The following is a 21,096-nucleotide window of genomic DNA, read 5'->3' on the forward strand; positions in this document are numbered from 1 at the left end:
CTTCACCGTGCCCACAGGGAACGGTCAGGGGCGCCTCCCGGTCGAACAGTGGTGCCCCCAGCACGCACTGTCCCCGCAGAACCCGTCTACTTCTTCGCGACACTGATCGGACCGCACGCAGGACTATGGGCCCCGCTCAGGCTCCGGGACGTCGAACTGCCGGTCACTCAGCGGTTTTGCTGATCTGCCGCAGCTCGGGGGCGTGGGTTTCGACGACACTGCGGCCGCCTCACTTTTCCGAATGCCGGGTCGGGCACGAAGCCATGATCGCCGCTCTATAACCGGGACCGCCGTCCTGTGATCAAGACGATGAACAACGGCACCAGGGCATCGCGCGGCAGTCGATCTCGGCCATCTCAGAACCGGCGGTCCGCAGCACCGGCGGGTCGATCTACCCGGTCTCAGCGACTCGTCCGGGGTTGGTCCTGCTCCACCTCCACGGCCCACCATCACGCGCCTTGGTCCCTACCGTCCGTCGAGCATGCCTCGAAGGCATCGGCAGAGCGTGCCATCTCGATGGCGGCTCCGGCCGGCGTACCCCAAGCCCGCCACTGCGTACTTCAATCACCCACCGACAGAAGGGACGACCATGGGCACACACATCGGCGAATTCGAGTTGCGGTTCCCACTGAACCAGGTCAGCACGCTCGCCGAACACGCGATGGCCGCGACCGAACATTCCTGGCCCACCTGGGACGACGACAAACCCAACCCCGTCCCACCAGCTTTGGTGTGGGCCAAAGACCAGGGCACCTACCTGCTCTCGAACGGGGTACCACGGCTACTGGCCGACCCCGCCAAACCCGACGGCTCCTCGCAGGTGGTGTACGCGCTCGGCTACGACAGCTACTTCAACTTCACCGACACCGCGGTCGGCGGCGACGACTTCGCCGAATACATCTCCCTCACCGCCGAGCAAGACGGCGTCAGCTTCATCGAGCTGATCCGCCACCACGCCCCCCGCGGCGGGTTCCTGCTCCTGAACGTGTTTCCCGGCGGTACCTACTATCTCAGTTTCCGCTCGGCTGCCGCACCGTTCGACTGATAGCCATCTCAGCCGACCACCGAAACGGACCGAGGAGTATGCGGTGGATTAACTGCTTCGTCGATCCGGTTAGCTTGTCCCTATGAGGTTCGAGGTTGGTGCGCGGGTGCGATTACACCCCAATGGTGCAACGGTGTTCAAGGTGCTCGAAGTCGACTACCTGGGCGATCCCGAGCGGGTACTCGTCGAAGCCGTCGACGACACCCCGGGCACATACCCGTGGCCAGCCTCAACAGCGTTGATGGTGACCGCCGACGACTGAACCACGCACCGCGGCAGCCGTACCGGATCGATCCCGGGTATCGGACTACGCTGATCACCGTGGTCCCCGATGATGGCGATCCGATCCCCGCTGAGCAGGCCGCGATCGTGGCGTTGGTGATCGATCAGATCGAGCCCGACACCGACATCACCGCAGAAAACGTGCACCGTCGCGTGGTCGCCGAATCGTCGAACCCGCCGAGCCTTCGGGACGTGCGCGCCGTGCTCGACATCCTCGCTATGCCGCACGTCGGATTCACTCCCGGCGAATCATCGGCAGCCGTGCTAAACCGCATGCGTGACATGCTCGCGGCAGCGGAAAGCCCGCCCCCACCGCTCGACTATTGGAATGACCAGCCGTACTGACCGTCGTCGCTGGTGCTGTGCCGGTCCACCCTCACGCTCACCGCACCACCCGCATCGTTCGCAGTGCCGAGCGACGGTCGGCCATCGACAAGACTGGGTAGGTGGTCAAGTAAACCGGGAATGCACTCGCTGTGACAGGCTGGCACGAACCTCACACGATCGTCCCATACGAGCCCGCCACGACCACTGATGCGCCGCGAACCGACACCACTTCGGATCACTTCCTCACCCGACAGCGTTACTCGCTACACGATGCAGCGGCAGCAGCCCCTCCACGCACCGACCGTCAAGTGATGCAGGTCCGCGAACTCTGGCGGTGTGATCAAACCGAAAGCGGGGGCGCAAGCCGCCGACAAACCTGGCTGACTCACGTTTCAGCGCCAGCCCCCTCGAGGTACTCCACGATCAACGTGTTGCCTCGGAACCAGAGGGCCATGAGCCTGGCCCACTGCTCGGTCGTGACGGCGCCGTCGACGCGGAACACTTTCCGATAAGTCGCGGTCTTGGTGACATGAACACCGTAGCTGCCCGATGCTTCCCGCCGGAGCAGGGCCGCGTAGCCGGCTTCGGTGAACAACTTCACCGCGCCGTCGCAGTGCAGGAATGTCTGTGTACTCGGATCCCGGATCGCGTGCAGATACCGGATCAGCACTCGACCACCGACGCGGCCGTGCCCGTCGGCTACTCGTTCTTCGGCCTGAAAGTGCTTTTCCGCTCCTTGATCGCCCGCACGCATTTCCCAGTGGGCGATGGTTCGGCTGTAGCTGTGGCGCAGGCCCGGTGCCTGCGGGTCCCACATCACCGTGGTGCCGACCTCTTGCGGGTCGTCGAGCTGCGCGGTCGAGGCCAACCGGCGCGGTCCGTAGTAGTAGTCCTTCTCGATGAACGCCTTCCAGCATTTGACTGTCGTGAGCCTACGTTCGTCGACGGCGATTCGTCCGGTGTTACCCGGCGCCGCCGCAGTATTCAGCAGCTCCTGGACGAGCGTGTCGTTGATGTTCCCGATGAAGTCGCGGCGCAGCAGCTGGTGGTAGTGAATCGCGTCCGACCCGACGACAAGGATCTGTGCCTCGGCATTGCCTACTGTCAGTGGGAGCAATCCGTGCTTGTCGAGTTTGGCGTGAAGCGTCGGATGCTGGGCGAACAGTCGACTCTTTGGGTCGCCCCGGGCCAGGATGGAGTCCGGGATCGCAAAATAGTCCGCAGTCACCGCGGCTACGATCAGGGCCTGCTCCGGAGAGTAGTCCCAGAACCGGTGGACCAGCTCACAGCGCAGATCCTCGTCGAGCAGTTCGGCGATACCTTCGAGACGGTGAAGGATCTGTGCGTTCACCTGCTCGACGCGCGGAAAGATGTTAAGGCCGAGCGACATCGGCGCGGCGGCGTGGTCGAGCATCTCTTTTAGCAGCCGAACGAGCAGATCCTGGCCGGCGCGCTCGATGATGAGCCGACGCGCGGATTCCGCGAGATCGAATGCCATCGAGCCAGTTTCGCATACGCCGACCTAGGCATGTCACGCCGAACTCCCAATTTTGAACCGAGCCCTCACAGAGTGAGGACCAGGCGCCCGGAACGGGTGCGCGGAGAAGTGATCGAATCGGCGAGCTGCTATCCCGGCACGCGGAGGGCAAAGACGTCTCGCCCTCAGAACCCGTTCGGCGTCGTACTGGTCTCGGCACAGCCTCACGGCCGCCCGGTCGGAGTTTCGATCTCGTCGAGATCCTTGTCCAGCCGCAGCCCTCGCCAGCTGGGATGCCGCAACCGGCCGTCGCCGGTCCATTCGGTGAACGCCACCTCCCCGATCAACGCCGGCCTGACCCAGGCCACTGCGTCCGGGGTGGGCCCGAGGCCGGGGATCGGCGGGTCCGGCTGTTGCAGCGGAGTAAGGCGTTCACGCAGATCGGCGAGCATCGCGGCGGTGAACCCGGTCCCGACGCTACCGGCGTATTCGAGGCTGCCCCGGTCATCGGGCACCGCGACCAGCAGTGACCCGATCTGTCCCGCGCGCCGACCCGCTCCGGTCTTCCATCCGATCACCACGACCTCTTGATGACTGACGTTCTTGATCTTGGTCCAGGCGGGACTGCGTTGGCCGGGCAGGTACCAGCTTTCGCGCCGTTTGCAGATGATGCCCTCGGCCCCCAGCTCTTTAGAAACCGCCAGAGCGTCAGCGGCCGGGCCCGGTAACAGATGCGGGATCCGCCAATGCGGTCCAGCCAACCCGATGCGCTCAAGGAGTTCGCGCCGCTGGGCGTAGGGCAACTCGATCAATGAACGGTCACCGATGTGGAGCAGGTCGAAGATCATATAGGTCGCCGGAGTCGTTTCCGCCAGCGCCCGGATCGTGGCCGGGTTGCGTTGATGCATCCGCGGCGCCAACGCCTGAAACGAGGACCGGCCCGCGTGTTCGATCACGATCTCCCCATCGACCACGAAACCGGGCTCGGCCGGAGCCAGCCCGGTGAGCTCGGGCCACGCGACGGTGATGTCATTGCCATTGCGCGACTCGAGGCGCAGCCCGTCATCGACATATGCGATAGCCCGGATTCCGTCATATTTCATTTCATAGCCCCAGCGGCCATCGTCGACGGGCAGTTGGCCCGCCGTGGCCAGCATCGCGGCGTAGTGCGGCAATCGGGTCATCCAGACCTCGCCATCACCTGATCAGTCCCCATGGACACCGTCAGCAAACATTCAGCATAAACCCCGGTTGACGCTCTCGGATGTCGCGACACCGCAGGTCAACCCCCCACCGGTTCGAAACCGAGAATCCCCTCAACACTCAGGAGGTCCGTCATGCCCACAGCCACCACCGAAATCCCATCCCCGACCGACCCAGCAACCACCACCGCACCGGACGTTGTCGACTCGATCGAGCGCGCGGAGTTCGTCCGACGCGAACACCTGGGCACCGCCGGGCCGATCAGCACCCTGCCCGACGAGGGGACGATCACTCGATGGCGCGCGGACCACCCCCGATGGAGGGGACGGCACTGGACTTACATCGGCGACAGCGACGGTGTCGTGCTGCGTCTGCGGCCGGTCAACGTCGCTCGTGCCGCCCGTCGCCGCACCGCCTGACTCTGTCCCACACCCTCACCTGACCAGCGCGCCCACCCGCTCCGTGGGCGCGCTGGTTTCGTTCTTGCGGAAAGGAACACCATGCCCGCCACCCTGGCCGAGCCCGGCACCCACGACCTCACCGAGACCAAGCAGATCGAACCCAATCCACGCGACGCTGAGGACAACCCCGACACCGACGCAACTCATTCGCCGGACACCGCTCTGGAGGCGGGCCCACCGCTCAACGCGGAGGCGGGTTTCCGTGATCCTCGTGAGCTGGTGATCGGGGAGAACATCCGCCAGGAGTTCGACCCGGCCGAACACCCGAAGCAAGCCGCCTCGATCCGGGCGTTCGGTGTTCAGGCACCGGTCTTGGTCGAGCGCGAGACCGACGGCAGCCTGCACGTCCTCGACGGCCAGGTCCGCACCCTGATCGCCGCCGCGGAAGGAGTCGGCACGGTGCCGGTGTGGATCACCGACGTCGACACCAGCATCGACATCACCGAACGCCGGATCACCCGCGCGCTGCGCCAGCTCAATCTCAACGACCGGCGCATCCCGATCACCGATGCCGACCGTGCCGGCGGTGTCGCGTTGATGCTCGACCTCGGCGCGAGCGTGACCCGCATCGCCGAAGGGTTGCAGACCGAGCACGCCAAGATCCGCACCGCCGGGGTGATCGGTCGATCCGCCACCGCACGACGGTTGCTCGACGACTCCCAGTACTCGCTCGCTCACCTCGAGACGATCGCGCACTACGAAGCGCTCGGCGACACCAACGCCGTGACCCAGCTCAACTTCCCCCGCATCGACTTCCGATATCGCGCCACCTTGATCGAAGAGGAGCGCACCGCTACCCGTGCCCGGTTGGCCGCGGCACTGCCCTACGCCGCAAGCGGATTCGGTGTCCTGACCGAGGACCCTGACCTCGCCACCGAACTGACGAACCTGATTCCGGCTACCGGCCTTGTCACGAGTGAGGGTGAGCCGGTGACCGAGACCGAGATCTACGCGGACGCTCATCGGTGGGCGGTCTATGTTGTGGTCGACGACAGCGACGCTGATCTCGTCGCCGCCGACACCGGTGAGCTCGTCGATCCCGACACCGTCGACTGGGACGCCACCGACCCGGATGTCGAGCCCGGTGAGGGATTGCGCAGCGCGCACGGGCTGGTGACCCGAGAACGGTGGCTTCCCACCTACTACCTGCTCGCCGAACACCTGCCCGCCAGCGGACTCCAGCTCCCTGTCCCCGAACCCACGGTCGACCGTGCCGACGATCCCCTCGACGCGGCCGACACCGAGCAGGCCGACCGGGAGGCGGCGCGGGCGGCGCGGCGGCGGGTGATCGAGTTGAACAAGCAGGGCTCGGCCGCCAAGATCCGCCGCATCGAGTTCCTGACCGAGCTGCTCGCCGCGCGCTCCGCCCCACCCGGAACCGCAGCGTTCGTCGCTTCGTCGCTGAACCGGGAACCAGGGTTGCTCTCGAGCTGGGGTGCCTCGACCACGACACACAAACTGTTGGGCGTTACCAGCACCGGCGAAGTCACGGAGAAGATCGGTGCGGCGACGACGGGGCGGGCGTGGGTGATCGTGCTCGCATTGGTCTTGGGTGCCCTCGAGTCGCAGATCGAGAAGGACTCCTGGCGCAGACCGCCGTCCGGGGCGGCCCGGTACCTGAACTTTCTCGCCGAGCTCGGCACGAGGAAAGGCTTCGCGCTCGTCGACGTCGAACGCGCCATCACCCGCGAGATCGACTACAACGACATCGATCTCGACAACCCGGGAGCCGTCGCGGTCGAGACAGTCGAAGCTCTCGCCGCCTGACTTGGGGTCCAGCAGAGCCACAGGTGGGCGGTGCCCCGGTCCGAAGGGGTTGGACCGGGACACCGCTTCACCATAGCGACATTCCCGTACCCGCGCTTGCCGCTGATTCCTGTGGCGCCAGCGGCGGAATATTGTGCAGCTGAGTAACTTTCATACGTCGACGACGCGGAGAACAGGTGCTCGGCGGTGCCGATCCAGCAAGGCGACGACTGCGAATGACTGATGCTGGGTCGTTGACTGCGCAGCGACGCAGTGATTGCCGGTCGACGTGGCCACCGCGAGCGCAGGCTCCTCCGGCCACGTCGACCCGGCAGTAGCGAGCACAACTGCGGTTCACCTCGGAAAAACCGCGGTCCTCTCACCGCACAGCCGGGCAGGAATGGCGCTCAGGTGGTGTGGACCTTCTCGGCCAGCGAAACATACTGTTCCTCGAGCCCCCTGAGTAGCAACGGGAGATGCTGCAGGGCCGCGACCACGTCCGTGGAAGTCCCGGGATCGGTGACGATCTGCTGGGTTGCGGTGAGAACGCGCCGCGCAAGGTGCGCCGATTCGCGCAGCACCTGTTCGAGTTGCGCTGGCGGCCACGGCATCGACACATCGGGGCGCGCTGCTGCCTCGGTGATCGTCAACTCGGCGATGAAGTCGGCGATCTGGGTTCGACCGAATGCACCCGCCAAACAATTCGTGGCGGCGGTAGCCGCCTGGAGCGCGAGCTCGGAACGCAGTCCGAACACCAGTAGGTCACCAGAGACATCGACCAGAGCACGGCAGGCTTGTTCCACGGATCGAGACCGCTCACGCTGCGAGGGTGTTCGACGCCACCAACGCCGCGGCACCACGACGAAGAATCCCTCGATGTCTTCCTGAGCCCACCGCATCTGCTGGGTTGACGACTCGAGACGGCGCACCGCTACCGCCTCGAACCCACCGGGATCGGTCCCACCGCTGCTCGCTGATTCCCCGCCCGCCATCACCGCTCCCTCGGTTGATACCCACAGAACCCCGACCATAGCCGAGCAGGGCCAACGATAGGCGGCGCCGCCCGATTCTTTCGTCCGGTGCCCGGCCCGACTGACCTGGCTACGACGCATGTTGCAGGCGCGGACCCGTCGGTATTGACCCGGTTCGCCGCCTGAGCGGGTGTTCCCGACGCCCCGGCGGATTTCTGTTCGAAATGTCCTCGCCTCGAGTCCGAAAGGGACCTGTCGTGGAAGCCTATGACGAAGACCATGCATCTGCGCTCGATGAGTCTGCCCCGAACCTGGATCCGGCAGATGACAAAGTCGCCGTCCGCCACGTCGCGGACCCCGGGGAATTGATCGCTGCGATCCCGGGCATGCTCGGATTCTGTCCCACCCTGTCACTGGTAGTGGCGTCGCTCGGCACCCACCCCGACAAGGACGATGTCCAGGTGATCGGTGCGCTAACCCGGTTCGACATCGACTCCGCCGCCGACCCGGCCGAGGCCCGTGGTCTGGCACGCCTGCTGGAATCGGTACGCCAGTGCCGGAACACCAGTTCCACGATCGTCGTCGTCATCGACGACCGCCCGACCGGATCCACCAACGCCGAACATCTACTGCGCCACCTCTCCCAAGCAGGGATCGAGCCCAGCCACGCCTGGTGGGTCACCCAGATCGCGACCGATGTCGAATACCAGGACCTGTTCCATCGCGGCCGCGATGGCACCGTGAGTGACCCTCGCGCCTCCACGGTCGCGTTCGCTCGGGTCCTGGACGGCCACCCGATCTACGCCGCCCGACACGAACTCACCGACCTGCTCGACTCGGACCCGGTCCTGGCCCAGCAGGTTTGGCCCTACCGCGGTTGGGCCGTTGTCCGCTACCGCGACGACCTCGCCGCCGCACGCACCCCCGACCGCGTGCGCGATCACCGACGTGACCGCATCCTGTGGGTCCTGTCTCAGGTCAGCACCGCGGAAGAAAAGCGGCCCAGCCCGCAGGATCTCGCCATGGTCGCCGCGCTGCTGCGAGACAGGACTATCCGCGACATCATGTACGGCCTCGCCCGCAGCGAGCACCACGGCGCGGCCGAGGCACTGTGGCGCCAGATCGCGTCGGCGACCGACGGTCTCGACCGCGCCGAGGCCGCCACCTTGTTCGCCTACAGCTCCTACCACCACGCCAACACCGTGCTCGCCGGGATCGCCATTGCCACCGCCCTCGACGCTGAGCCGACCCACGCCATAGCGCAACTGCTGGCGATCGCACTCGACGAGCACCTGCCCCCCGAGAAGATTCAGGGCATGGCCGAAGCCGGTATTTCGATCGCGGCCAATCTCGGCATCGACATCACCTGACCCGCCAGCGTCAGATCCGCACTCAACACCTGTGGACTCCGACGCCTCGCGGACTACGTCCCGTCTTCGACTCATCCTCACGATCAGAAAGGTCCGACCATGCCCGGCGAACCCACACTGCCCCTGATAGGCAACCTGTCCTCCGAGGTCGAGCTGACTTTCACACCTTCGGGTGTGGCGGTCGCGCACTTCACCGTCGCTTCCACACCGCGCTACTTCGACCGCACCTCCAACCAGTGGCGCGACGGTGACCCGTTGTTCCTGCGGTGCAACCTGTGGCGAGACGCCGCGGAAAATGCCGCGGAGTCACTGGTCAAGGGCGCGCGGGTCTTGGTGTGGGGAAGGCTCAAGCAGCGCAGCTACGAAACCCGCGACGGCGACAAGCGCACCGTCTACGAGCTCGAGGTCGACGAACTCGGGCCCAGCTTGCGTTTCGCCCGCGCGAAAGTCACCCGCACGACCGGCGAAACCGGCAACGGCCCTCGCAGTGGTGGGTTCGGCCAGCGCGACTCCACGACATCCACCACCCGTTCGAGCACCGAGACCGCCATGGCAAGCGGGGCCGCGGATCCGTGGGCCAGTGACTCCACCACTCGTAGTGACGGTCGGGAGTCGTGGGAGACGCCCGTACTCGCCGGTGCTGGTGCAGGTTTCGGCGAGCCACCGTTCTGAGCGCGCCGGTCTCCTGACCGCATCCGATCAGGGGGCGGCGGACTGTCGGCGAGCGGGGAGGAAGGTGGTGGGTCCGGGTGACGGTCTGGGGTGGGCCCAGCCGATCGAGGGCTACCAGGACCGCGTGCGCCACGCCGTCGGGCCCGCGCCCGGCACAAACGAATTCCCCGCGCCACCACCAGCGCAGACCTCCGGTTTCGCGGTTCGCGCGGGGAATTCGTTTCCGCACGCCCAGGCGCGTTCCCGCCGTCGTGTCGCCCACGGTCCTGGTCGGTAGCCCTCGGCTGGGCCCACCCCAGCCCGGCACCCTCTTTGTTGCGAAAAGCGTGGCAGTTCCAGCGCGCCCGGGTGCCGTCGAAACTCTCGTCCTAGTCAGGAGATCTACTGTGTCCGTTCTCGTCGCCCCTCACTCCCCTGCCGCCGTTGCCACTGACCTCGCCGAGCCCGAAAACCACCCGACCACTTTCGTCGGTCCGACACTCGTCACCTCGGCCGCGGTCGCCACCGGCGACTCACATCCCACCGCTGAGCCCGATCCCGCCGCCGCACCAGTGCCGGAACCGAGCACGGCGGCGTTCCTCGATGCGATCTCCGCGATCGAGCTCACCTTCGAGCGTGACCGTCGCGCCGCCAAGCGTGCGTTCCGCGCCGCACTCGAGTTGGCGACCGACGCCGACTGGGACGTGCTCGACTACATGGTCGAGGTCTTCACCCTCTACCCATGCGATGCAGCGTTGCGCCGGTTGCGCGCGCGGTGGGCTGGCGGTGACGACCTCGAGCGCGAACGGTTGGTGCGGTTGGTCCCAGATACCGACCCGGTCCTGCACTCCCACGCCGACCACGACCTCGCCCAGATCTTGGAAGCCCGGGCCAAAGCAAACTCCGACCCCGATGCCACCGCGGCCGACGAGTTCGCCAAGCTCCACGTCCAACTCCTCGCCGCCGAGATGCCGCGTCAGTCGATCCGTATGTGGCGCAACCCGTTGCCCCGCCTGACGATGCCCGCCTCCCGCGCGGTTGATGCTTCCAGGCTGCGGCCCGAGCAGATCCGTGCCCGTGTCGGTGCGCGCGGCAAACGACGCCCCGCCGAAGCCGAACCGTTCGAGGTGACCGACTACGTCGCCGAGTCGTTGTTCGTCGACACCGAAAATCGACAACCAAGCCCGGCTGCGGCAACGCATGGCCGAACTGGTCGCGCGTGGTGTCCGGTTCACCGGGACCGCGCCGGGCTGGACACCGCGCCGCCCTGGCGAGCGTGCACCGCTGCCCACCGAAGTCTCCGACGCGATCTGGGATCACCAGTACTGTGCGTTCGTCGCCGACCAACACGATCTCGACCGCGCCGAGGCCGGCGCTCCGGTGAAATCGCACGAGCACTCGTTGCTGTGGGCCGAGCGACGCACCGGACTGGGCTCGCGCTCGGACCGCCGCGACTCCTACCTGTTCCAGGGCAACGGGCTCGATGACTTCCGCACCGCCATGAACCCGGTCGCCGGGTGGCGGTGCGTGTCGTGCTTCGTCGAACGCGCCGCCACCGACCAACGCCCCCTCCACACCCGTAACGCACTGCTGCGCTCCGACGACGGACTGTGTGACTACTGCCGCAGCGACAACCGCACAGGGTTGCCCACACTCGCGAACGGCTTCGAACTGTCCGAACTCGCGACCGCGTACTGCACCTACTTCGCCGAGCACTACCCCGACGCAGCACGGGCGCTGATCGCCGAGGTACGCCAGCGGGCACCCGAATGGCTGATCCACGTCGTCGACGGATTCCTCGCCACGCATCCGGACCTGCCCGGCGCACCGACCCTCACCGACACCGACGACGAGCCCGCGTCGGTGCAGTCCACGCCGCGCCGACGAGCTCAGGTGCTGCCGCCCGGCCAACGTGCGGGCAAGTGCGAGGGCTGCACCCAGTACCTGCCCGTCCACGACGACGGGTTCTGCACCCAGTGCCGGGTCTACCTCGGCCTGTACGTGCCCGCGGCGCGGAACAGTACCGCTGCCTGACCTCGCCCCTGACCCACTCGCTTTCCCATTCCCGTAGTCGGCTGGGGCACCACGCAACTTGGGTGCCCCAGCCGATCGTCCACTCATGGAGGCGCTCATGTTCGGCCGTGCCCATCACGCTCGTGTCCGCCGCCGACAACAACCGATCGTCTCCGCGCTGCGGCAACTCTGTGTGACCGTGTATCTGGCTACCGAACCGCACGCCATGCTTCGCGGGTGCCCGCCCGGCATGACCCTGGTCCTCACCGACCGTTTCGTCATCAACGTCTCAGCGCGCGATACCGACGTCGAGATCCTGCACAACATCTTCGAGCCCAGCTTCGACGATCGGGCGGTGTCCGAGCACGCCAATGCTGCACGCGACGGACTGCCCGGCACCTACGACCATCGCACCCGCCGCGGCTACAGCCCCGAGCGCCGCCGCCTGATGGTCGGAGACATCGTCGCCCTGGGCCCACGCCACTACGCCTGCACCGCGCTCGGGTGGCTGCACGTCCTACCGCCCGGCTGACGCCCAGCTCTCACCACTGCATCCACGCGCGATCCGAAAGGCGAACCACCATGGGCCAACACTTCAAACCCGTCTTCCTTGCCGCGGATTCCGACACAGTTATCGGCCACCTCGGTCCAGGGATCTTCTACAAACTCGCCGAGCACGCCGCCCGACGAGACCTCTGGTTCGTCTCCGACGTCGCACAAATCCTCATGACGCCGACTCGCATCGTCTGGGTGGGCGAGTACGCCGATCCTGAACCTGGCACCGAGCCACCCGCCAACCTCCACGAGCTCTCCAACTCGCTACCGGAGACGCCGGTCCCCGATGTCGCGCTCGGCACGTACCTGATCAACCACGACCGGCGCGTGTACCTCCAAGACGAGTCCGTGACCGAGGACGAGGCCCATCCCCTGGCCGCCCTCACCGTCGAAGGTGGTGAGGGCTACCTCGAAGACGAGCACGGCTTGATCGGGTCCTGGGCGCGCCAACGCATCAGCGTCGCTGACACCGCGCCCACCGGATACACCGAAATCCAGTTCCGCGCTTGGTTCGTCTGACCCAGCGCAGCCTCCCACCGCACACGCCCGCACCGTCGCCGGACAGCGAGGTGGTGTCCCACCCATTCCACTCCCACCGGAGGTATTCGTGTTCCACCGATCCCGCCGCTGTCTCACACGACTCGGCCTCGTCGCTGCCCGTGCACGACACCCGCAGCGATCGGTTCTCGTGACCGTCTATCTCGCCAACGACCCACTCGCGATGCTCACCGGCTACACCCGCGGTACCGCAGTGACTCTCGCCGATCGGTTCGATCTCGATCTCACACCTCGCCTCGCTGACACCGCCTTGTTGGAGCGAGTCTTCGCCCGCGACACCGGCGGTCCCGACGACGTCGTGCTCGGCCGGATCTTCGACGCACTCAACGACCACCCCGAACCCGGCGACGAACACCTCACCGACCGCTGGTACCGCGGCGGGCGTCGTTCTCTGTCGGTCGGCGACGTCGTCGCGCTCGGGCCCCGCCACTACGCCTGCGCGGCGATCGGCTGGGAGCCGATCGCCCGGCCGGACTGAGCTGCCCGGCGGCGGGTGGGATCAACCCTGTTCCACAGGGTTTCATCCCACCCGAATCGCTCTTCCGTAGCCCGCCGCACCCGCCTCTGCTTCATCACCCCCTTGCTCGCCCTCAGCCGCACCTCTCAGCGAACAACTCACACTCCCTCTTTCGCGCTCCCACACACCTCCCCTCGCTTCTCTTTGCCCCTTTAACAAGCAGACATCTGGCATCTCGGTACCGATCCGATAACGCCCGTGTCGATAGTTGTCCAGCGTTGTCCAGCGTAGTCCAACCGAATTAATTGCCCCTTGCGCCAAGAGAATTCATTGGTGCTTCATGGAGGCATGGTCGCGACCATTCATCGAGTCGCCGCAGGAAACGGCTACCAATATTATCTGCGGAAAACCGCCGCGAACGACAGAACCGCTCGTGGGCGGTCATCGCTGTCGCAGTACTACTCCGATCACGGCGAAGCACCCGGACGTTGGCACGGCACCGGACTGACCGCGCTCGGCATCGCCGCTGGTACGGAAGTGACCGAGGCTCAGATGAAGTCGCTGTTCGGTCAGGGCCTTCATCCGAACGCCGAACAGATCAAGACTGAGGTCTACGAACGCCAGATCGCGCTCGGCGCCGACGACCGCGACGCCACCCGTGCGGCAGAGAAGGCAACCAAATTGGGCAACAAATTCGCCGTCTACAAGGTTCGTTCGGAGTACCGCAAGCGCTGTACCGATGCCTACCGTGCGCACAATTCGGAACGGAATATAGAGCCGACCACCGCAATTCCCGACGACGAACGCGCACATATTCGCTCGCGAGTCGCGACCGAAATGTTCACCACCGAGTACGGCCGCCCACCTCTGAACGCACGAGAGTTGTCGGGATGGGTCGCCAAAAACTCGCGCGTGAACCAGGCCGCGCTGGCCGGTCTCGAGATCGCCTTCTCCCCGGTGAAGAGTGTGTCGGTGCTGTGGGCGTTGGCCCCACCGGACATGGCAGCCCGGATCGAGGCCGCCCACCAGCGTGCGATCGGTGATGCGTTGACGTGGTTGGAGCGCAACGGCTTGTTCACCCGGCTCGGCCGTAACGGGGTCCGACACGTCGAAGTCGAGGGGATCGTCGCGGCCTGTTTCACCCATCGCGACAGCCGCGCAGGCGATCCCGACCTACACACCCACGTCCTGATCGCCAACAAGGTCCGCACCCTGGACGGGAAATGGCGCACGATCGACTCCCGGCTGTTCCACGAAGCCGCCGTCACGGTCTCGGAGATCTACGACTCCCGCCTCGAGCACCATCTCGAACTCGCACTCAATCTGCAGTTCGAAACCCGCCCCGACCGCAACATCCACCAAGTCCCCGTCCGTGAGGTCATCGGCGTCCCGCTGGAACTGATCCACGCCTGGTCGCAGCGAGGCACCGCGATCAACGCGCGCCTGGACCAACTCACCGCCGATTTCCAGACAACCTTCGGCCGCGAACCCACCCCGGAAGAGGTCTACGGTCTCGCCGACCGGGCGACGTTGGATACCCGTCCGGCCAAACACCTTCCGGAGTCGCACACCCAGCAAAGTGAGACCTGGCTGGCCCAGGCCACCACGCTGCTCGGTGGCCGTGAGCCGGTTGAAGCGGTAGCGATACGCGTGGTGGCGGTGCCGCGGATACCTCGCCCGGACCCGGACGCCGTATTCATCGCCGCGACCGCCGAGCGTGCGCTGGCCGCAGCGTCGCAGCGACGCTCGACGTGGCGGCCGTTCAATCTGCGTGCCGAGGTCGAACGCCAACTGCGCGGCCAGATCAGCCCGGCCGACTGGGCCTGGGTTCCCGACAAAGTTGTCGCCGACGCGCTCTCACCACGGTCTGCGGTCGCGCGTGGTGATCCCGACCTCACCGACGAGCGCGGGCTGCGGGCGGTGCCCGCCTGGTTGCGCCACCGCGACAGCAGCCCCGTTCATGTACGCCCGAACTCCCAGATCTACACCACCGAAGCCACTCTCGATGTCGAAGCTGCGCTCATCGAGCTGTCGATCGAGCCCGGCGCCCGCATCCTGGATCCCGCACTGCTGACCAGCGCGGTCACGGACTACAACACCGCGCATCCTGATCGGCCGCTCAATGCCGGCCAGGTCGGTGTCATCTCTTCTTTCGCCACGTCCGGGTTGCGTGTGCATACCGCCAACGCCCCTGCCGGAACCGGCAAGACCACCGCCATGCAAGTTCTCACCAGCGCATGGCATTCCAGCGGCGGCACCGTCCTCGGGATGGCGCCCACCGCTGCGGCGGCTGCTGTGCTCGGGGAGTCGATCAATACCCGCGCCGAGACCGTGGACAAGCTTCTCGACGTCATCAACCGCCACTCCCCGCGCACGGATTCGCCCACGATCGTGCGGGATCATCCGCCGTCGTTGCCGCAATGGGTCCTCGACATCGACGACCGAACGCTGGTGATCGTCGACGAGCACGTCAAACTCGGCAACACCAAACGTCTCCAGCTGCTGCAGTTCCTCTCCCGACGCGGCGCGACGGTGCGCTGCATCGGCGACGACCGGCAACTGCCCGCGATCGAAGCCGGTGGCGCCGATGCCGACATGAACGCCGCCTCCCCCGAGCAAACGTTGACGCTTTCGCACGTGGTCCGGTTCGCATCCACCGGCGAAGCAACGGCTTCGATCGGGCTGCGCGAGGGCGACCCGGCCGCGCTGGCCTGGTATCTGGACAACGACCGCATCCACGCCGGGCACACCGGATCGGTCTACGACGACACCTACACAGCGTGGGCCGCTGACAACGTCGCCGGTCGCGACGCGGTCATGTTGGCACCCACACATCAGGTCGTGAGCGCGCTCAACGCACGCGCCCGCGCCGACAGACTCACCCGAACCGGCACGAAAACCGGTACCGAAGTGGCCCTCGTGGACGGTCTTTCCGGCTCGGTCGGTGACACTGTGCGCACCCGACGCAACAACCCGAAGCTGCGTTTCGGCGACACCGATTGGGTCCGCAACGGCTACTCCTGGACTATCACCGACGTCCATGAGGACGGTTCACTGACGGTTTCGCATCGACGCGGAGGCACCGACACCGACAAAACGGTGCGGCTTCCGGTCGAGTATGTGCGCGTCCATGTGCACCTCGGGTACGCCGCGACGATCGATTCCGCACAAGGAATCACCGCCGACGCCTGCCACGTCGCACTGTCCGGGCGCGAATCCCGCCAACAGTTCTACGTCGCGATGACCCGCGGAATCCACGCCAACCACGCCTACATCGCCACCGCCCTCGACGGCGCCGAAGGCTCGATCTACACCGAACCCGCCGTCTACCCGCGCACCGCAGTCGAAGTTTTACAGCGAGTGTTGGCTCGCGACGGGGCACAGAAGTCAGCGCACACCGAACTCCGTGACGCCCTCGACCCGGCTTTGCGAATCGGGCGGGCGGTCGATATATACCTCGACACCCTCGGCCTGGCCGCCGAACACGCCCTCGGCTCCGACCGTCTCGCAGAACTCGACCGTGCCGCCGACACCATTCACCCCGACTTGACCGAGAGCCCCGCCTACCCGGTGCTCCGCCAACACCTGGCCCTGATCGCACTCACCGGCGCCGATCCAGTAGCCGCACTTCGCTCTGCGGCGGCTGCCCGCGAGCTCGACACCGCCGACGATCCTGCCGCGGTGCTGGACTGGCGTCTGGATCCCTCTGGAGCGCATTCCACCGGCAGAGGACCTCTGTCCTGGACGCCAGGACTCCCCACCGGTGTTGCCGATGAAGCTCTCGCTGAACCTGTTCGGGCACGCGAACGGATCGTGTCTGCCCTCGTCGAACAGATCCGTGATGCCGCGGCAGGGTGGACACCGGCCACCGCACCCGCGTGGGCGCGACCACTGCTGGGCACCGATCCTGCGTTGATCGGCGAGCTCGCGGTGTGGCGGGCCGGACTCCACGTCCCCGACACCGACACCCGGCCCACCGGCCCCGCCCGCTACACCGACCTCGAACGCCTACACCAGAAACGTCTGCAACAACGCGTCATCGACGCCTACGGTGACCCGGCACTCCCCCGCAATCGATGGGCCGACGTCGTCGATAACCTCGATTCTCGTATCAGCACCGATGCGTTGTGGCCGGTCGTGGCTGACAAGATCGACCTCGCCGCGCGTTCCGGACTCGACATCACCGGCCTGCTGACAGATGCGGCAACACAGCGGCCGTTACCCGATGAGATGCCCGCCGCGGCATTGTGGGCGCGCCTGGAACTGGAACCTTCCGCCCTCGACACCACCGGCACCGACCTACTCCGCCCCGACTGGCTACCCGACCTCGAAGCCGTTCTGGGCACCGACATGTCCGAACAAGTCACGTCCGAACCGGCCTGGCCTCGTGTCGTCGCCGCCGTCGAGCGGGCCACCAGTACCTGGTCGCCTCGCGATCTACTCGTCACTGCCTACGAACTTCTCCAAGGCGCGCAACCCGACGACGCTGCACCGCTGCGCGCCGACCAACTCGCCGCCGCACTGGCCTGGCGCATCGACGCACTGCACCACCACACCCCGACACCGCAACCACCCACCCAGGAGACAGAACCCCCAGCGCCTGAACCGACCACCCCAGACGCCGAGAGGGAGCCCTCGGCCAGTTCTGCTACAGCCGCGCCGACCGCAAATGAACCCGACGACGCTACTGTCGTCACCGTTATCAGCGACCCCCTTGAGGAAGACCTCGTCACTGGTATCGAAGGCATCGCCCGATTGTTCGCGACAGGGCGAGTCGCTGACGCTGTCGCCGCATTCCGGGGCTTCAGCACCGAGCTGTCCGACGACGAACAAGCGGTCCTCACCGCAGTCTCGGAAACCCTCTACCAGTACAGCTTCCCCGTCGCGCTGGCTCGACTGCGCTGGGCCGAGCAACAATTCCCGCAACACCGTGCGCTGATCCACGCGTGCACCCCCTCGACCGATCCGCATACCTTCCACCGCGATACCGAACCGGAGCGTGGCCGACCCCATCCTGTCTACGACCACCGCGAACACGTCGACCCCACGATCACACCGGCAGTGTTCGACCCGATTCAGGCCGCCGGCAACGACGCCTTCGACACCTACCTCGACGACGCCGAACGTTTCGACAGCCGCTATATGGCACTAACGGGAGAGCGGCACAGCCCGTCAGGCGCTGGTTACCCGATCGACTACGACTTGGCCGCAATGCCCGCCATCGTTGGCCTGCCGTGCGTCGACTGCAGCACCGAGCGTCCCCGCAACGCCAGCTCCCCCGTACCTCCACGACACTCCGACGACGGTCTTTGCCACGACTGCCGAGACAACGAACGGCCAGGTATCCCCGACCACAACCCTGCCGATCACTTGGTCGCGCGATGCGCGCACATCGCCGAAACACAGCCTGCGCCTGCGGCGCTAGCGATGCTGCGCCGCGACTGGCGCACACTCGACCAACCCGGGCGCGCTGTCATCCAGCAGTGGCTGACCAACAATCCGCTCACCGAACAGCCATTCCCGGTCCTCGAGCCGCTGCAGCGTTTGACCGATCGCGACCTCGCCGACGCGATCGACGGACTGGCCCAACGGCTCGGCAACTCCGCCACCGAGGCTGAATTCTTCGCACCCATCCGACACGACGGCTTCGACTCCGAACCCGACCCGTTCGTGGTCGCACACCAGGATGCTGCCGACACTGCCCGCGACACCGCACAAATGCGCGCCGACGAACTCGACAGCGCCATCCGGCGACTCCGCGTTACCAGCGACGCGCTCGATACTGCCCGCGAAGCGCTCGACGCGCTGCCCCTGATCAGGCGTGCGGCACGCCACTCCATGCAGAGCCGTATCAACGACTTGTCTCGAGAACATCGCGAGCGTGGCGCGGAACATCAACAGGCCCGCGACATCGCCCGTGCGGCGAACCGACACGCCAACGAACTGATTGCCCAGGCCGAGCGCTCCGCTGCCGACGACGAGACGCGCCGAAGCGGTGAACAATCTCGAGCTGCCGCCGAAAGCACTGTCGCACGCGATGCCACCGTCGCGGCGCTCCACCAAGGGCTCGAATCCGAGCTCGCTGCTCATCGCGCAGAACACAACAGGCGACAGAATCTGACCAATCCTCAACGGCGGCTGGAAGAACGCGCGCGCCAACAACATGCGGCCACCGCCGATGAGTTCACGGTTGAGGAACGCTCTGCAGTAGAGGGCACCGGGCCTGACTACCGATCGGGCATGGGTCTCTAGTCGTCAAACCAGGAGCCTGGACTGCCCTGGGTATCGTTCGCGCGAGTGACAGTCCAGGCCGATTCATGCTGTCGGGCACACTGGATCCACCCGCGGGAACCAGCCAAGACAACACCTCGGGCCAGATCGTCGAGCGGAACAATCGCGCTCTGCGTCCCACCCAGACAGACAGCCAGCGGCGGGGTTTCACGTGCCAACGAAGGCGCCGAGCGGTCTGTCTGACAACGATGCAATGTTCTCCAGTTTGTGTCCATAGCCACGTCGATACAGCACATGACCCGCGCGAACACTCGACTTGGGACTTTTCCAGCTCCAAGCCACGCCAACCCTTGATTCTGAATCATATTGGGTCACAATGATTTCCGCGGCGCGCTGCGGTCGGCACGGGGAATGGACCACGATTCGGCGTAGCTGGGCAGACGCTTGACAAGACTTCGCAAGGCCGCTGAGGATTCGCGCTGTTGAATCTCGCTGAGCTACATTGCCCGCCGTGATTATTGTGCGACCAGAGCCTGCAGCAGCCGATATTCGGGAATTGATGCTCCACCCGAACACGGTGTGGCCGAAAAGATATCAAAGCAAGGCTGCACGCAGGGATGCGGCATCCAAGATTGCCGATCCGTGGCCGCGCCAATGACGCAGGGCGGGGCCGAACCTAACGATCAGGCCTTATATCGTCTGTATGGGTCGGCCGCGGGCTGACCCCACCGTCCCCGATCTACTCCGCAGGAGCCATACCCACGATGGAACCGGAACAGGCCCTCGGACCTCAGAACCCAGGCGATGGGCCACTCCTCCGCCGAGTCCGACTCCACCAATCATGGTATCGAGCAACGGTGCTCGGGCTTCCGCGGTGGGGCACGACGCGAGGCCGCTCTCCCCGGCAACTCGGTAGCGTGCTGTGCGAACAGGACGCCGCCGCCGGTCTGAACTTTGTCTCCCTCGCCGTCAAACAGCTGTACGATGCCCGGCATGCGGCAGGGTGGGGAATCGACCCGTCTTCCATGGCCTACATGACCTCCAGCCAGGCACTGACCATCAACCTGTTCGGCCTCCTGAGCCAGGACGACGCATGGCTCCTCAGGTGCTTGAACGAGTGGCTCGGCCGGGTCGACCTCACGAGCATCGACACCGTTGAGCTGGAGTTCGCTCCTGCGCGCCGCAGCCAGCACCTCAATGATCAGACCCGCATCGACGTCCTCGTCGTCGTCGCGGGCGCCCGTGGCACGGAGGTCGTCGCGATCGAGATCAAGTATACGGACCGCTTCAACAGCCGGTACGTGGACATTTCCACACCCTCCTATCGCGAGCTGGCCATGAATAGCGGTATCTGGGCGGACCCCACGCACGTGCTGACAGATCGGCGCGTGAATCAGCTCACACGCATCCACGCATTGGCGACATCGCACGGCCTATCACTCAACATCCGCACACCCGTCTCTCTACTCGTGTTGGCCCACGAGCTGGATACCTCAGCTGGCCAAATCGTCAACAAGTACAGGGAATGTGTCACCACATCAGTGGTGCAATTGATATCGCTCCGCACCGCCTGCGAATCAATCGCGACTACGGCCCCACCAAGTCAGCGAACCACTGCTCGGCTATTGCAACTCCGCTATGGGGACGAGCATGTGAGCGCGTGGCCACAACCGAGCCCGCGCTCAAGCAGCCTTCGGTAGCCGGGCAACGAGAATTGGCGACCCACGCTGCGATGGAGTAGCGCCTCAC

At 65.9% G+C, this 21,096-nt stretch carries 17 protein-coding genes; 13 read left to right on the plus strand and 4 right to left on the minus strand.

Annotated elements, in window-relative coordinates; translation table 11 throughout:
• The first annotated feature begins 589 nt into the window (after positions 1–589).
• From BOX37_RS28335 to BOX37_RS28345, 3 genes are all read left to right on the plus strand, one after another.
• A complete protein-coding gene (locus BOX37_RS28335) occupies positions 590–1,045 on the plus strand; it encodes a DUF3085 domain-containing protein (protein ID WP_071930275.1) in 456 nt (151 codons plus the stop codon).
• Positions 1,046–1,127: 82 nt separating this feature from the next.
• Positions 1,128–1,307: a hypothetical protein gene (locus BOX37_RS28340; protein WP_071930276.1), complete on the plus strand. Its 180-nt coding sequence runs from the start codon at positions 1,128–1,130 to the stop codon at positions 1,305–1,307.
• 116 nt (positions 1,308–1,423) lie between these two features.
• Complete coding sequence (locus BOX37_RS28345) at positions 1,424–1,672, plus strand: hypothetical protein (protein ID WP_156910593.1); 249 nt, start codon at positions 1,424–1,426, stop codon at positions 1,670–1,672.
• Between the two features lie 367 nt (positions 1,673–2,039).
• On the opposite strand, the gene BOX37_RS28350 is transcribed toward BOX37_RS28345, so the two are convergent.
• Together BOX37_RS28350 and ligD are read right to left on the minus strand one after the other, a co-directional pair.
• On the minus strand, positions 2,040–3,152 hold the full coding sequence (locus tag BOX37_RS28350; protein WP_071930278.1) for a hypothetical protein: 1,113 nt from the start codon (positions 3,150–3,152) through the stop codon (positions 2,040–2,042).
• Positions 3,153–3,355: 203 nt separating this feature from the next.
• Complete coding sequence (gene ligD / locus BOX37_RS28355; protein WP_071930279.1) at positions 3,356–4,315, minus strand: non-homologous end-joining DNA ligase; 960 nt, start codon at positions 4,313–4,315, stop codon at positions 3,356–3,358.
• Between the two features lie 153 nt (positions 4,316–4,468).
• On the opposite strand from ligD, the gene BOX37_RS28360 reads away from it, so the two are divergent.
• A complete protein-coding gene (locus BOX37_RS28360; protein WP_071930280.1) occupies positions 4,469–4,753 on the plus strand; it encodes a hypothetical protein in 285 nt (94 codons plus the stop codon).
• 81 nt (positions 4,754–4,834) lie between these two features.
• Complete coding sequence (locus tag BOX37_RS28365) at positions 4,835–6,562, plus strand: ParB/RepB/Spo0J family partition protein (RefSeq protein ID WP_071930281.1); 1,728 nt, start codon at positions 4,835–4,837, stop codon at positions 6,560–6,562.
• Between the two features lie 386 nt (positions 6,563–6,948).
• Here BOX37_RS28365 and BOX37_RS28370 read toward each other — a convergent pair whose 3' ends face one another.
• Positions 6,949–7,572, minus strand: a complete 624-nt coding sequence (locus BOX37_RS28370; RefSeq protein ID WP_071930282.1) for a hypothetical protein — start codon at positions 7,570–7,572, stop codon at positions 6,949–6,951.
• A gap of 164 nt (positions 7,573–7,736) precedes the next feature.
• Here BOX37_RS28370 and BOX37_RS28375 point away from each other — a divergent pair, with 164 nt between their 5' ends.
• Positions 7,737–8,882 (plus strand): DUF4192 domain-containing protein, encoded by a 1,146-nt coding sequence (locus BOX37_RS28375; protein ID WP_084760261.1) that lies wholly within the window; start codon positions 7,737–7,739, stop codon positions 8,880–8,882.
• A 99-nt stretch (positions 8,883–8,981) separates the two neighbouring features.
• Complete coding sequence (locus BOX37_RS28380) at positions 8,982–9,554, plus strand: single-stranded DNA-binding protein (RefSeq protein WP_071930284.1); 573 nt, start codon at positions 8,982–8,984, stop codon at positions 9,552–9,554.
• A 512-nt stretch (positions 9,555–10,066) separates the two neighbouring features.
• Here BOX37_RS28380 and BOX37_RS28385 read toward each other — a convergent pair.
• Positions 10,067–10,711: a hypothetical protein gene (locus BOX37_RS28385; protein WP_071930285.1), complete on the minus strand. Its 645-nt coding sequence runs from the start codon at positions 10,709–10,711 to the stop codon at positions 10,067–10,069.
• 22 nt (positions 10,712–10,733) lie between these two features.
• On the opposite strand from BOX37_RS28385, the gene BOX37_RS28390 reads away from it, so the two are divergent.
• The 6 genes from BOX37_RS28390 (at position 10,734) to BOX37_RS28415 (ending at position 21,047) form a co-directional block, all read left to right on the plus strand.
• A complete protein-coding gene (locus BOX37_RS28390; RefSeq protein WP_071930286.1) occupies positions 10,734–11,567 on the plus strand; it encodes a hypothetical protein in 834 nt (277 codons plus the stop codon).
• Between the two features lie 85 nt (positions 11,568–11,652).
• On the plus strand, positions 11,653–12,078 hold the full coding sequence (locus BOX37_RS28395) for a hypothetical protein (RefSeq protein WP_071930287.1): 426 nt from the start codon (positions 11,653–11,655) through the stop codon (positions 12,076–12,078).
• Positions 12,079–12,128: 50 nt separating this feature from the next.
• Positions 12,129–12,620, plus strand: a complete 492-nt coding sequence (locus tag BOX37_RS28400) for a hypothetical protein (RefSeq protein ID WP_071930288.1) — start codon at positions 12,129–12,131, stop codon at positions 12,618–12,620.
• A gap of 169 nt (positions 12,621–12,789) precedes the next feature.
• Positions 12,790–13,137 carry a hypothetical protein gene (locus tag BOX37_RS28405; RefSeq protein ID WP_071930289.1) on the plus strand — a complete coding sequence of 116 codons (348 nt, stop codon included), beginning with the start codon at positions 12,790–12,792 and terminating at the stop codon, positions 13,135–13,137.
• 327 nt (positions 13,138–13,464) lie between these two features.
• Positions 13,465–19,368 (plus strand): MobF family relaxase, encoded by a 5,904-nt coding sequence (mobF, locus tag BOX37_RS28410; protein ID WP_071930290.1) that lies wholly within the window; start codon positions 13,465–13,467, stop codon positions 19,366–19,368.
• A gap of 743 nt (positions 19,369–20,111) precedes the next feature.
• The gene (locus tag BOX37_RS28415; RefSeq protein ID WP_338039767.1) at positions 20,112–21,047 is read left to right on the plus strand and encodes a PGN_0703 family putative restriction endonuclease; all 936 of its coding nucleotides are present in this window, start codon (positions 20,112–20,114) and stop codon (positions 21,045–21,047) included.
• Positions 21,048–21,096: the final 49 nt, after the last annotated feature.

This window comes from Nocardia mangyaensis (assembly GCF_001886715.1).
Taxonomy (GTDB): domain Bacteria; phylum Actinomycetota; class Actinomycetes; order Mycobacteriales; family Mycobacteriaceae; genus Nocardia; species Nocardia mangyaensis.